This is a genomic window from Pseudomonas sp. VS40 (assembly GCF_018587885.1).
GTDB lineage: Bacteria > Pseudomonadota > Gammaproteobacteria > Pseudomonadales > Pseudomonadaceae > Aquipseudomonas > Aquipseudomonas pergaminensis.
Window position 1 is genome coordinate 134863 of sequence record NZ_JAGYWD010000009.1, and the last position, 13488, is coordinate 148350.

General features: G+C 62.4%; 12 protein-coding genes and 1 pseudogene. 6 read left to right on the forward strand and 7 right to left on the reverse strand.

Features of this window, described 5'->3' with window-relative positions; genetic code table 11:
- Positions 1 to 63: 63 nt before the first annotated feature.
- Complete coding sequence (locus KHP07_RS24380) at positions 64 to 930, reverse strand: pirin family protein (RefSeq protein WP_100491182.1); 867 nt, start codon at positions 928 to 930, stop codon at positions 64 to 66.
- A 64-nt stretch (positions 931 to 994) separates the two neighbouring features.
- Positions 995 to 1411, reverse strand: a complete 417-nt coding sequence (locus KHP07_RS24385) for an OsmC family protein (protein WP_078047639.1) — start codon at positions 1409 to 1411, stop codon at positions 995 to 997.
- Positions 1412 to 1551: 140 nt separating this feature from the next.
- Between KHP07_RS24385 and KHP07_RS24390 the strand changes: the two genes are divergently transcribed.
- The 3 genes and pseudogenes from KHP07_RS24390 (at position 1552) to KHP07_RS30000 (ending at position 4295) form a co-directional block, all read left to right on the forward strand.
- Complete coding sequence (locus KHP07_RS24390; RefSeq protein WP_214498159.1) at positions 1552 to 2574, forward strand: amidohydrolase family protein; 1023 nt, start codon at positions 1552 to 1554, stop codon at positions 2572 to 2574.
- A 95-nt stretch (positions 2575 to 2669) separates the two neighbouring features.
- Positions 2670 to 3440: pseudogene (locus KHP07_RS29995) on the forward strand (MCP four helix bundle domain-containing protein); the annotation flags it as partial.
- On the forward strand, positions 3432 to 4295 hold the full coding sequence (locus tag KHP07_RS30000; RefSeq protein ID WP_371857063.1) for a methyl-accepting chemotaxis protein: 864 nt from the start codon (positions 3432 to 3434) through the stop codon (positions 4293 to 4295). The pseudogene KHP07_RS29995 and the gene KHP07_RS30000, both read left to right, overlap by 9 nt.
- 170 nt (positions 4296 to 4465) lie before the next feature.
- Here the strand turns inward: KHP07_RS30000 and fabB are convergent, their stop codons facing one another.
- From fabB to KHP07_RS24420, 5 genes are all read right to left on the reverse strand, one after another.
- Positions 4466 to 5686: a beta-ketoacyl-ACP synthase I gene (fabB, locus tag KHP07_RS24400; RefSeq protein ID WP_016979549.1), complete on the reverse strand. Its 1221-nt coding sequence runs from the start codon at positions 5684 to 5686 to the stop codon at positions 4466 to 4468.
- An 11-nt stretch (positions 5687 to 5697) separates the two neighbouring features.
- Positions 5698 to 6213 (reverse strand): 3-hydroxyacyl-[acyl-carrier-protein] dehydratase FabA, encoded by a 516-nt coding sequence (gene fabA / locus KHP07_RS24405; protein WP_010211704.1) that lies wholly within the window; start codon positions 6211 to 6213, stop codon positions 5698 to 5700.
- 249 nt (positions 6214 to 6462) lie between these two features.
- Positions 6463 to 8364: an ATP-binding protein gene (locus KHP07_RS24410; RefSeq protein ID WP_078047642.1), complete on the reverse strand. Its 1902-nt coding sequence runs from the start codon at positions 8362 to 8364 to the stop codon at positions 6463 to 6465.
- The gene (locus KHP07_RS24415) at positions 8361 to 9290 is read right to left on the reverse strand and encodes an ABC transporter substrate-binding protein (protein ID WP_078047643.1); all 930 of its coding nucleotides are present in this window, start codon (positions 9288 to 9290) and stop codon (positions 8361 to 8363) included. The genes KHP07_RS24410 and KHP07_RS24415 overlap by 4 nt, the downstream gene beginning before the upstream one ends.
- 1 nt (position 9291) lies before the next feature.
- On the reverse strand, positions 9292 to 11412 hold the full coding sequence (locus KHP07_RS24420) for a TonB-dependent receptor plug domain-containing protein (RefSeq protein ID WP_352152670.1): 2121 nt from the start codon (positions 11410 to 11412) through the stop codon (positions 9292 to 9294).
- 195 nt (positions 11413 to 11607) lie between these two features.
- Between KHP07_RS24420 and KHP07_RS24425 the strand changes: the two genes are divergently transcribed.
- From KHP07_RS24425 to sixA, 3 genes are read left to right on the forward strand one after another with little or no spacing between them, the layout of a single operon-like run.
- Positions 11608 to 12633 (forward strand): NAD(P)H-dependent glycerol-3-phosphate dehydrogenase, encoded by a 1026-nt coding sequence (locus tag KHP07_RS24425; RefSeq protein ID WP_012723107.1) that lies wholly within the window; start codon positions 11608 to 11610, stop codon positions 12631 to 12633.
- A gap of 10 nt (positions 12634 to 12643) precedes the next feature.
- On the forward strand, positions 12644 to 12991 hold the full coding sequence (locus KHP07_RS24430; protein ID WP_099493393.1) for a DUF4389 domain-containing protein: 348 nt from the start codon (positions 12644 to 12646) through the stop codon (positions 12989 to 12991).
- The gene (gene sixA, locus KHP07_RS24435) at positions 12988 to 13437 is read left to right on the forward strand and encodes a phosphohistidine phosphatase SixA (RefSeq protein ID WP_099493394.1); all 450 of its coding nucleotides are present in this window, start codon (positions 12988 to 12990) and stop codon (positions 13435 to 13437) included. Before KHP07_RS24430 ends, sixA begins: the two co-directional genes overlap by 4 nt.
- The last annotated feature ends 51 nt before the right edge of the window (positions 13438 to 13488 follow it).

Below are 13488 nucleotides of genomic sequence, written 5' to 3' on the forward strand. Positions count from 1 at the left end.
AGCCCGCTCCCACATTTGATTTGTGAACACCGTCAAATGTGGGAGCGGGCTTGCTCGCGAATGCTACCTCACCGGCAACTCAATTCTTTCAGACTCACCCGGCACCGTCGGCCAATCCCCAGCCGCCCACCGCTGCCTGGCCTGTTCGATCACCGCCGGATCACTCGCGACAAAATTCCAATTGATCCGCCGAGGCCCATCCAGCGGCGCACCGCCAAACACCACCAGGTGGCAATCGCTTTCGGCAAACAGTGTCATCTCCTGACCAGCCGGCAGCACCACCAGGCTGTGCACTTCAAGCGTCTCGCCGTCCAACTGCGCTTCCCCCTCCAGCACATACACCGCGCGTTCCTCATGCTCATCCGGAATCAGCAGGGTTGTGGCCGTTTGCATCTGCACCTCGGCATACAGCGTGGGCGACAGCACCGGCACCGGCGATTTGAGGCAGAACCCATCGCCCGCGATCAGGCGTATCTGCACGCCCAGGTTGTCACTCACCGGCAGGCTGGCTGCCGGGTGATGGCTGTAGTGCCCCGGCCCAGTCTCGTGGTCCTTGGGGGAGGCCAGCCACACCTGCAACCCGTGCAGGCTGAAACCTTCGGCCCTGACTGCTTCGGGGGTGCGTTCGACGTGAGCAATGGCGCTGCCGGCGGTCATCCAGCTGACGTCGCCGGCCTGCACCACTTGGTCCGAGCCCAGGCTGTCTTTGTGCTGCAACGCGCCTTCAAACAGGTAGGTGAGGGTCGACAGCCCGATATGCGGATGTTGGCGGATATTCATGCCGTCACCCGGCGCATAGCGGGTGAGCAACATGTGGTCAAAAAACACAAAAGGCCCGACGCTGCGGCATTCTCGCGAAGGCAGCGGGCGCAGGATAGGTTGGCCTTCGACATCTTCGGGGCGAGGGCGGATCACGGTAAGGGTGGTCATGGTGCGTCCCAGTCTGAGCGGGTTAGATGCTGCTGAGCATAACCCGCTCGACGGGAGGTTGCCGCTATTGGCTGAACGCGCCTTCCGACAGTTGGGTGTCGATGCTGATCTCGGCGGTGGTCATCAGCTTGTGCACCGGGCAGCGATCGGCCACGCGATGCAGTTCATCGCGCTGTTCGTCGGTGAGTACGCCCTTGAGCGTCAGCTTGACGTTGAGTGTGTATTTGCCCTTTTGTTCTTCGGCGGCATCGTGGGTGACTTCCACGGTCACACCGGTCAACGGGATGTCTTTTTTCTGTGCGTAAAGCTTTACGGTCAGGGCTTTGCAGGAGGCCAGTGCGGCGTCGAAGTAGTCATGGGGGGAGGGCGCCGAATCATCGCCACCCAGGCTTTTGGGCAGGTCGGTGAACAACTCGTGGTTGTTGATCGTGACGCTATGGCGGAAGTTGTCCTGGTTCAGGGTATTTACGGTAACTGGCATGGCAAACCTCACAAGATGGCAGGATGAAGGTCATGCAGTTATAGAGCATGCTGGCACTTCGGTGTTCCGCGTTTTTTGCCGGATGAACCCCGGCAGGGCGCAAAAGGTCTACCCGTATCAGCCCTTATCGAGGTTTTACCGTGCCCTGGACCCGCCTGAGCCTTGCCCTGTTGCTCACCGCCAGCAGCCTTGCCGTGCAGGCCCGCGACTATGCCTACAGCGATGCGCACCTGCATTACGTCGATTTTTTCCAGGAAACCGCCGGCATGGACAAGCTGCTCAAGGCGATGGCTGACAACCGCATCGAGCACGTGATGATTTCCGGCATTCCGGTCGCAAAGAAATGGCACGAAGACGAACCCAAGCGCCCGCGCTACTACGCCGGTGACGATGCCGATGCCTACTGGTACAGCGCCACCGACGTGATCGTGGCCGCAGCGGTCAACAAACTGCCCCCTGAGCAGCGCCCACGCTTTCATCCGTTTCTGTCCGGCTTCAACCCCAACGACAAGAACTCGGCGGCCCATATCCAGCGCATGCTCGACCTCAACCCGGGGCTGTGGCAGGGCATCGGCGAAGTCTTCACCCGCCATGACGACCTCACGGCCATCACCGCCGGCGACACCCCACGCGCCAATAACGAAGCCATGACCCGCATTTATCACTTGGCGGCGGAACATGACCTGCCCGTGATGCTGCACTCCAACATCACCTCCAAGCGCGAGCGCAACCCGCTGTACCTGGCCGAGGTCGAGCAGCCCCTGCGCAACCATCCCCATACCCGCTTCATTTGGGCCCATGCCGGCACCAGTAAGGAAATCCACCGCCATCAGGTGCAGATGGACTTTTTGCTGCCGACCTTGAGCCGCCTGCTGGAGACTTACCCCAACCTGTACATCGACCTGTCCTGGAGCATGCTCACGCCGTATTTGCTGGATGACGCAGGGCTGCCGCGCCCGGAGTGGGTCAAGCTGGTGGAGCGCTTCCCCGAGCGGTTTATGCTGGGCTCGGACGTTGTAGGGCGGTTCAACAAGCTCGGTAAGGAAATGCGCCGCTTCGACCCGTTCCTGGATGCCCTGCCGGAGGACGTCGCTCGCAAAGTCGCACGGGACAACTTTTTGGCGATCCTGCCTAAAGCGCCGAGCGATGGTGTAGCGCGTTGATATCGCGTTTTCGTCTTACGCAAAACGAGCAATAGGCCGATACCTTTCAAGAGCCAGCTGCAAATGGATGCAGCGCAATTGGAAGGAGCCAAGGCATGAGTATCAGAAGTCTGAATATCGCCCCGCGCGCGGGCTTGGGGTTTGGCCTATTGGCGTTGATGGTATTTGCCCTGGGCGGCTTTGCCCTGTTGCAGATGGCCAATATGCGCCAGCAATCGGACCAGGTGGAGAACAACTGGCTGCCCAGCGTGATGGCGGTGGGGCAGATGAGTCAGGACTTGCTGCGTGTTCGGGCGCTGACCTTGCGCCTGCTGGTCAACCGCGATTCCCAGGCGCTGGCGCAGAACGAACAGAAACTGGGCGACCTGAAAAGCGGCCTGCATCATGCGCAGACTCTCTACGAGGCGCTGATTGTGCTGCCCGAGGAACGCACGCTGTTTGATCGCTTCAAGGCCCAGGAGCAGCAATACCTGCAACGCCAGGAGCAGGTCATGGGGTTTTCCAAGGCCAACCAGCTGGAAGACGCGATCAGGGTGGTCAATGGCGAGATGAACCAGATCGCCGATGAAATGGCCGCGACCCTGCACGAATTGGTCAACCTCAACAAAGCCAACGCCAACCAGGCGGCCAGCCTGGCGCAGAGCGTGTTCAGCCAGTCGCGCAGCTGGGTGGTCGGCATGATCGTGCTCACGGCGCTGATCACCATCGGCCTGGCGGTGTGGCTGACGCGCAGCATCGTGCTGCCCCTGGCGCAGTCGTTGAAAGTGGCCCAGGGCGTGGCCAGTGGCGATCTGACGGGCGAGATCAGCGTCAGTGGCAACGACGAGCCGGCGCGCCTGCAGCAGGCGCTCAAGGGCATGCAGGAGAACCTGCGCGACACCATCCGGCGTATCTCCGAGTCTTCCAACCAGTTGGCGTCAGCCTCGGAAGAACTCAGTTGCGTGACCGAAGACGCCACCCGCGGCTTGCACCAGCAGAATCAGGAAATCGAGCAGGCCGCCACGGCGGTCAATCAGATGACCTCAGCGGTGGAGGAGGTGGCAAGCAATGCAGTGGCCACGTCCCAGGCGTCACGCGAGTCCGACCGCATTGCCCAGCACGGGCGCGAGCAGGTGCACCAGACGGTGGTGTCCATCGAGGCGCTGGCCACTGACGTGACCGACAACGTGACGCAGGTCGAGGACCTGGCGCAAAAGGTCTATGGGATCAGCAAGGTGCTCGACGTGATCCGCTCGATTGCCGAGCAGACCAACCTGCTGGCGCTGAATGCCGCCATTGAAGCCGCACGCGCCGGGGATGCCGGGCGTGGCTTTGCGGTGGTGGCTGATGAAGTGCGCGCCCTGGCCCATCGCACCCAGCAGTCGACCCAGGAAATCGAGCAGATGATCAGCGGCATTCAGCAGGGCACCGATCAGGCGGTCAGCTCGATGCAGCAGAGCAATACGCGGGCGCGTTCGACCTTGGATATCGCCAAGTCGGCGGGCACGGCGCTGGAGGAAATTGCGTCGGCGTTCACCTTGATCAACGAGCGCAACCTGGTAATCGCCAGCGCATCCGAGCAACAGGCGGCGGTGGCGCGGGAGGTGGATCGCAACTTGATGAACATCCGCGACCTGGCGCATCAGACATCGACCGGGGCGAATCAGACCAGTGCGGCGAGCCAGGAGTTGTCGCGCTTGGCGGTGGACCTGAACACGATGGTGGCGCGGTTTTCGGTGTAGGGCCGGGTACCGAGTTGGCGCTATCGCGGGCAAGCCAGCTCCCACAGGGGAATGCGTTTCAAATGTGGGAGCTGGCTTGCCTGCGATGAAGCCGACTCGGTCTCAAATCCATTACCCACAAAAAAGCCCCGAACCAGTCGGGGCTTTTTCATGCAATCAAGCTACAGGTCTTACTGACCCTGCCAGCGTTTCAGCACCAGGGTAGCGTTAGTGCCACCAAAGCCGAAGCTGTTGCTCATCACGGTGTCGATTTTTGCATTCTCAACGGTCTTGGTCAGGATCGGCATGTCAGCCACCACCGGATCAATCTCGTCGATGTTGGCCGAACCGGCCATGAAGTTGCCTTCCATCATCAACAGGCAGTAGATCGCTTCGTGAACGCCGGCGGCGCCCAGGGAGTGACCGGACAGGCTCTTGGTGGAGCTGATGGCCGGGGCCTTGTCGCCGAATACCGCACGCACGCCTTCCATTTCCTTGGCGTCGCCGACCGGAGTCGAGGTGCCGTGGGTGTTCAGGTAGTCGATTGGAGTATCCACAGTGGACATGGCCATCTGCATGCAACGGATGGCGCCTTCACCGCTCGGGGCAACCATGTCGTAGCCGTCGGAGGTCGCGCCGTAGCCAACGATTTCCGCGTAGATCTTGGCACCACGGGCCAGAGCGTGTTCCAGCTCCTCGACCACCACCATGCCGCCACCGCCGGCGATGACGAAACCGTCACGCTTGGCGTCGTAGGCGCGGGAGGCCTTTTCCGGGGTTTCGTTGTACTGGGTGGACAGCGCGCCCATGGCGTCGAACAGGAACGACTGGCTCCAATGCTCTTCTTCACCGCCGCCGGCGAAGACGATGTCCTGCTTGCCCAGCTGGATCTGCTCGACGGCAGTACCGATGCAGTGAGCACTGGTGGCGCACGCGGAGGAGATCGAGTAGTTCACGCCCTTGATCTGGAACGGCGTGGCCAGGCAGGCAGAAACGGTGCTGCCCATGGTCCGTGTAACACGGTACGGGCCAACGCGCTTCACGCCTTTTTCGCGCAGGATGTCCAGCGCTTCCATCTGGTTGAGGGTCGATGCGCCGCCGGAGCCGGCGATCAGGCCGGTGCGTACGTTCGATACCTGGTCTTCGCTCAGGCCGGAGTCGGCGATCGCGTCTTTCATCGCCAGGTAGGCGTAGGCGGCAGCGTGGCCGACGAAGCGATAGATCTTGCGATCGATCAGTTCTTCGAGGGGCAGGTCGATGGAGCCGGAAACCTGGCTACGCAGACCCATTTCGGCATATTCCGGGTTGAAGCGGATGCCAGGGCGACTTGCACGCAGGTTAGCGGTGACGGTCTCTTTGTCATTGCCCAGGCAAGAAACAATGCCCAGACCAGTGATAACGACGCGGCGCATGCGGATAACCCTTAAAAGTTGTCAGTGGAAGTGAATACGCCGACCCGAAGGCCTTCGGCAGTATAGATCTCGCGACCGTCGACGCTCACCGAACCATCGGCGATGGCGAGGTTCAGCTTGCCCTTGAGGACGCGCTTGATCTGAATGTTGTAGGTGACTTTCTTGGCGGTCGGCAGGACCTGGCCAAAGAACTTCACTTCGCCCGAACCCAGGGCGCGACCGCGACCCGGCAGGCCTTGCCAGCCGAGGAAGAAACCGACCAGTTGCCACATGGCGTCAAGGCCCAGGCAACCTGGCATCACAGGGTCGCCTTCGAAATGGCAGGCGAAGAACCACAGGTCCGGGGTGATATCCAGCTCGGCGACCAATTCACCTTTGCCGTACTTGCCACCCTCTTCGCTGATATGGGTGATGCGATCCACCATCAGCATGTTCGGGGCGGGCAGTTGCGCGTTACCTGGGCCGAACAGCTCACCGCGACTGCAGCGCAGCAGGTCTTCCCGAGTAAAGGCGTTTTGTTTGGTCATGCGAGCTCCTCAATAATCCCATGCGGCAGGGTAGGGCAAATCTTCCCGAACCGAATGAAGCGTTCATGCCTCATGTCGGCAGCCTACACATAGACTATTGCGTTGTAGTGAAAGTCACAGCGGCAAGGCACTGAATGTACACTTGTTCACTGAAATTTTAAACCGGGCCTGTTTATGGGCCCGTTCGGGTGCCTAAGACTGCCGCACTTTCGTCTTTCACGCCAGTCGGAGTTGGCTGATGGCGCGGCGCTATTGCACCCAGCGCTGCAGGATTTGCTGCAAATCCGTGCGTTTGAACGGCTTGGCCAGGTAATCGTTCATTCCGGCTGCCAAACAGGCTTCCCGGTCACCCTGCAAGGCGTTGGCGGTGAGGGCGATGATCGGCAGGTCGGCGCAGCCCGGCAGTTGGCGAATTTGCCGGGTGGCCTCGTAGCCATCGATCAGCGGCAACCGGCAATCCATCAGGATCACCGTGAAAATCAGGCTCTCGGCGCTGCGGATCGCTTCGGCGCCGTCGGCGGCCAGGCTCACTTCAAAGCCCAGGCTGCGCAGCATGGCTTCGACCACGGTGCGGTTGACCGGGTTGTCTTCCACCAGCAGGACATGCCGGCCATTGCCGGCGCTGGCCTTGCCGTCGGCATCGCTGGCAATGGCCGGCACGCTGTGCTGGTCGATGGCCAGGGGGATTTCCAGGGTGAACACCGAACCACGGCCTTCTTCGCTCTGGGCGCGCAGGGTGCCGCCCATGCGTTCGGCCAGGGTGCGGGCGATGGGCAGGCCCAGGCCGGTGCCGCCGTAACGTCTTGAAATGGAACTGTCGGCCTGCTGGAACGCGTCGAACATCAATTCCAGGCGTTCGGTGGAAATCCCGATGCCGCTGTCGCGCACGGTGCAGGTGAACCACACCAGTTCATGGTCGAGGGTCTGCCAGTGCGGCTCGACGCTGACGCTGCCGTGTTCGGTGAACTTCAAGGCATTGCCGATCAGGTTCACCAGGATCTGGCGGATTCGCGTCGGGTCACCCTGCACCCGCAAGGCGTCCATCCCCGGCGGGATCGACAGCTGCAGCGCCAACCCGCGCTGCTGGGCGCTGTGCTGGAATGCCTGGGCGCAGCTGTTGATCAGGTCCGCGAGGTTGAATGGAATGTGCTCCAACTCCAGGGCGGCGCGTTCGATCCGCGAGAAGTCGAGGATGTCGTTGATGACCTTGAGCAAATGCTCGGTGGATTCGGAGGCCAGCGCCGCGTACTCGGTCTGCTCCTCGGTCATCTCGGTGGTTTCCAGCAACTGCAACATGCCCAGCACGCCGTTCATGGGCGTGCGCAACTCATGGCTCATCATCGCCAGGAAATCCGACTTGGCGTTGTTGGCGCGCTCAGCCTCTTCGCGGGTCTGGATCAACTGGGCCATGGCTTGTTGCTGTTCGCGACTGGCCTGGTTGAGGCCCTCGGCGAGGTTGTTGATATGCCGCGACAGGTCGCCCAGTTCCGAGTCATCCACGATGGGCAGCGGGGTCTTGTAGTCGCCTTGCTGGATGGCCTTCACCGCGTGGCCCATGGCACTGATCGGCTGCGACAGGCTGGCGGCCAGGCGCCTGGCGAGCAGGAAGGTAAACAGCAGGGCGAACAGCGCGAGGATGCCGGCCTTGAACAGGATCTCTTGCTGGCGCTGGCTGAACGCGTCGTTGGACATGCCGACGATCACCCGGCCCAGGTAGTCCGCGCGCGGCGCCTTGGGTTCGTTGAGGTTGTCCTGGAAGAAGTCATTGCCCAACTGGATGTGTTGCAGGCGGATCGGCGCCTGGAACACTTTGACCGACAGCGAGCGGTCATGTTTTTCCGACGGTTGCTCGACATACACCAGGATGTTCTCGCTGCTGTCCTGGATCTCCAGGAACCGCACGTGGGGCGTGGCCAGCGTGGCGCGCAACAGGCTGTCGAGCACATCGTTGTTGCCGGAAATCACCCCGTACTCGGTGGCGGGCGCCAGTTGGTTGGCGATCAGCTGGCCGGTGTGGTCCAGTTCCTGGCGCAGGTCCTGGATACGCACGAAGGTGAAGAAGCTGATCAACAGCAACGTCAGCAACAGCGCCGGGCCCAGGGTGATGAGCTGGGTGCGGGTGTTGATGTCCCAACGACGACGCAAGGTCATGGGCGTTTTTCTCCTTCGGCCAATCGGGTGGCGACACTGGCTTCGTCCACCTGTTCGATCCCCAGTGAGCGGGCGACTTGCGGGTTGCCCACGACTTTGAAGCGTTCCGGGTACAGCGAGCGCGGCCAGTTCCCCGGTGGATGGTCGAGCAAGCGGTCGAGCACCGTCAGCCAGTCGGCCTGGTCGCTGTAGGTGCTGGCCAGGCTGCCGGCGCGCACAAAGCCCGCGTTCGGGCCCACCAGCGGCAGTTGCTGGGCGTAGCTGCTCAGCAACAGGTTCTTCGCGGTCTTGGGGTTGTACAACTGCGGGTCGTCGAGGCCGAGCAGCACGTCACTGTTGCGAAACAGGGTTTGCAGCGGCCGACTGTCATTAATGTTGCCCCAGAGCTGCGGCACGATCTCCAGGCCCAGGGGCGTGGCGTGCTGGCGCAGTTCGGGCAGGAGAAATTCACTGTCGGCGCCATAGAGCACGCCGATGCGCCGCGCCTGGGGCAGGATGCTCGCGATCAGGCGCAGTTGGCGCTCCAGCGGCGGGTCGCTCCACAGCAGGCTGATGCGTGGGTGCTGGGTGCTGCCCAGGCGCTGGTGGGCCTGCAGCCGGCTGATGCGCAGCACCAGTGTCGGCGGGCCCTGGGTGTCCTGCAAACGCCAGTCGAGGCCCGGCAGGTCGAGCAGGATCAGCCGTGTGTTGGCCGGCAGGCGGCTGGGGGCCGGCATGTCTTTGAGCGGTGTGAAGGTGACGTGGTCTTCGGGGCGTTGCTGGGCCAGGGCCTGGGTGAAGGCCTGCACGCCGGCGCCGTCTTCGGCGGCGGTCAGCAGGATATCGGCGCTCCAGGCTGGCGCGCTGAATAGCAGGCACGCGAGCAGCACCGCGCGTCGCCAGCGCCGAGTGATAAAGAAGCAGGTCATCCGTGACGAGTCGCCCATGTCAGAACTCTAACTCCGCGCTGAAGTAGAGCACATGGCGATGGTCATAATTGTTGTCGGCCCAGGTGGTGGGCTGGTTATCCAGGCGTTCCTGCAACATGCCGGCCAGCTCCACGTTGGCTTTGCCCAGGGCAATGCGCTTGGCCACCCGCAGGTCGACCCGTTCGAAGCGATATTGGTTGAGCGCGTCATCGCCGTAGTAGAACAGCGCGCTGGACCAGCCTCGGCCCCATTCGCGCAACCAACCGGCGGAGCCGCTGTTGCGCGCGGTCTGCGCTTTGTCCCGCGGGTTGCTGCTGGTGGCGTCGATGTAAGCATAGGTCAGCCGCAGGCGGTCGGCGTTGCTCACGCGCCAGTCGAACTGGGATTCGGCGCCGGTGAACCGCGAACTGTTGGCGTTGCTGGCAATGTATTGGTTATTGCGCAGCGGCGAGCTGATCATGTCGGTGATCTCGTCATAGAACAGTTTCACGTCCATGTTCAGCCCGATGTCGGCAAAGAAGCCGTTGTACCCCAGTTCCCGTGACTTCATCATCTCTTTATCGAGGTTGCCCGGGCCCCGGGTCTTTACGAAGTATTGCCCGGTGGTCTGCCCATAGGCGGGGGAGCTGAGGTTGGTGACGCGGTAGCTCCAGTTGACGTTGTTCTCGAACATGTCCGGTGAGCGGATCGCTTCGGAGTACACCGCGCGCAGGCCGTGGCGCGGGTTGATCAGGTAGTTGACCGCCACCCGGGGCGTCAGCGAGTTGCCGCTCAGGTGGGTGTCTTCATACATGGCGCCGCCTTGCAGCAGCCAATGCTCGCTGGCACGCCACTCCAACTGGCCGAACAGGCGCCAGGTGGTGTCGTCCAGGGTGCCGTTGAAGTAGGTGTCGGAGTCGGCGCGGTCGTAGCGGTAGTTCATGCCGCTGACCAGGCGCAGGCTGTCGGACAGGCTGAGGGTGTCCTGAACCTCCAGGTCATAGCGGCTTTCGCGGGTGCTCTGGTCGATGTCACCGCACACGCTCTGGCTGGCACCGTCGCGCCATTGCTGCAGCACTTGGTTGGCCAGCGCTTGCTCGGCGGCGCTGCCGGGTGGTGCGCTGCCCTGGCTGTAGGTGTCCATGTGCCGGGCGAGCAGTTCGGCGTAGTTGGGGTTCATCTGCCACAGCTGGGTCAACTCGGGGCTGAACGACACCTTGGCGTCACAGGCCTTCCAGATTTGCCGGCGGTCCCACTGTTGCGCCGAGCCTTGGATATACAGGCTGTGGTCTGGGTTGAAGTCGAAGTTCCAGCGCAGGGAGCCGGCGTAGTCCTTGGCCGTGACGTCGGAATTGTTGCCGCCTTCGGTAATCCCGGCAAATACCGGGCTGTAGGTATAAGGACGCTGGTTGGTGCCTTCCTTTGCATCCAGCTGCAAGTCGATGCTTTGTTGCGTGTTCAGCGTCTGGCTGATCGCCAGGCTGAAGCGGTTCAGACGCCGGCTGTCACGGCGGTCGGCGCCTGCGGCATCGCTGTCGAAGCCGTCGTCCTGTTGCCCGGAGAGGGACAGGCGCAAGTCACCGGTTTCCCAGCCCGCGCCCTGGCTGGCATAGAAGTCATTGATGCCGCGTTCGCCGCGCACCACCTTGACCCGCGTGCCGTGGCTGTTGGCCGGTGAGCGCGTAAGAATGTTGACCACTGCCATCAAGGCATTGGCGCCATAGCTGACGGTGTTGGGGCCGCGGAACACTTCGATGCGCTCGATATCTTCCATGGCCACCGGAATGTCACTCCAGTCCACAGTGGCCAGGCCGGCGCGGTACACCGAGCGGCCATCGATCAACACCTGCATGCGCCGAGCATCGCTGGCACTGGTGCCGTGGTAGTTCACTGCTGCCTGGTTGCCGGTGGTGTAGCCGACCATCATCCCCGGCACCAGGCGCAGCAGCTCACTGATGTCCCGTGCACCGCTGGCCTTGATCAGCTCGCTGTCGATCACGGTCATGCTGCCGGGCACGGCGGCGGCCGATTGCTTGAGGCGCGTGGCAGTCAGCACCTGGGGCAGCGGCTGGCTGTCGAGGAACAGGTCGTCGGCCAGCGCCGGTGCGCTGCACAACAACATCAACCAGAGGGATGAGCGAGGAGGAGGGCCCAAATACACGGCACGGCCTTGATAATTGCGGATAGCCGCCCATGTTAACTGAGGTGGGGCCTTTTGCCAGTCGCCGGACTTGCAATTACTTCATGTAAACCTGGCATTTTCCGACAAACGCACGAATTGATACGGGGGCTGGCCGCAAGCGGGTCGGCCCGTATAATGCCGGCATCGCCACTGGTATGGATTAACGGATTGCATATGACTGAACAGCGCCCTATCGCGGTCCTGGGAGGCGGAAGTTTTGGTACCGCCGTGGCAAACCTGCTGGCCGAGAACGGTCACGCTGTGCGCCAGTGGATGCGCGATCCCGAACAGGCCGAGGCCATCCGGGTGCACCGGGAAAATCCGCGTTACCTCAAAGGCATCAAGATTCATCCGGCCGTCGAGCCTGTTACCGACCTGCTGGAAACCCTCACCGCCTGCGACCTGTGCTTCGTCGCGCTGCCCTCCAGCGCCTTGCGCTCGGTGCTGGCGCCCCACGCCGAACGCCTGGCGGGCAAGCTGCTGGTCAGCCTGACCAAGGGCATCGAAGCGCAAACCTTCAAGCTGATGAGCGAGATCCTCGAAGAGATCGCGCCCCAGGCGCGCATTGGCGTACTGTCCGGGCCGAACCTGGCGCGGGAAGTCGCCGAGCACGCGCTGACCGCCACAGTGGTGGCCAGTGAAGACGAGGAACTGTGCGAGCGCGTCCAGGCGGTGCTGCATGGCCGTACCTTCCGGGTCTACGCCAGCAGCGATCGCTTTGGCGTCGAGCTGGGCGGTGCACTGAAAAACGTCTACGCGATCATCGCCGGCATGGCCGTGGCGCTGGGCATGGGCGAAAACACCAAAAGCATGCTGATCACCCGTGCCTTGGCCGAGATGACCCGCTTTGCAGTGAACCAGGGCGCCAACCCGATGACGTTCCTGGGGCTGGCCGGCGTCGGCGACCTGATCGTCACCTGCTCCTCGCCGAAAAGCCGCAACTACCAGGTGGGGTTCGCCCTCGGCCAGGGCTTGAGCCTGGAAGACGCGGTCACGCGCCTGGGCGAAGTGGCCGAAGGCGTCAACACCCTCAAGGTGCTCAAGGCCAAGGCCCAGGAAGTCGGTGTGTATATGCCGCTGGTCGCCGGGTTGCACGCGATCCTGTTTGAAGGGCGCACCTTGAACCAAGTCATCGAGTTGCTGATGCGCGCCGAGCCGAAAACCGATGTCGACTTTATTTCCACCAGTGGTTTCAACTGAGGAACGCGTCATGAACGATCCGAAAGCAGCCCCCAAGTACGAATCCATTGCCTTGCGCATCCTCTGGATGCTGGTGTTTGCCCTGGTGTGGCAGGTGGCGCAGTTCCTGCTCGGTGCGTTGGTGGTGGTGCAGTTGATCTACCGCCTCGTCTACGGCGCGCCGAACCTGGGCCTGATGAACTTCGGCGACAGCCTCAGCCAGTTCCTTGCACAGATCGGCCGTTTCGGCAGCTTCCACACCGAACAGAAGCCCTGGCCGTTCGCCGACTGGCCCACCCCCCGCGCGCCCGAGGGCGAAACCGCCCACAGCGTGCCGCCCGCGCCACACCCGGTGCGTGACGAGGAGCCGAAGCTGTGAAGCTGTGGATACTGCGCCACGGTGAGGCCGAAGGGCATGCGCGCACCGATGCCGAGCGCAACCTCACCGAGCATGGCCGCGCCGAAGTGTTGCGCAGTGCTGCGCAACTGATCGGTCAGCCCCTCAGCGCGATCATCGCCAGCCCCTATGTGCGGGCGCAACAGACCGCACACCTGGTGCGTGAGGCGTTGGGTTTTGAGCCGCAGATTCGCACGGTGCCGTGGCTGACACCGGAGGGCAACCCGCAGTTGGTGCTGCAAAACCTCGACAGCGATGACAACGTGCTGCTGGTCAGCCATCAACCGTTGGTGGGCAGCCTGATCAGCTTCCTGCAGCATGGCCATCAGCGTCAGCCGCAGCCGATGCACACCGCCAGCCTGGCGGAACTGGAGGGAGATTTCCCGCTGGCAGGGCTGATGAACCTGGTCAGTGTGAAGAATCCGTAGGCGTTATCGCTGCTTTGTGTGTGCTATATAGTCAACCGAGCAAGTGCTTGG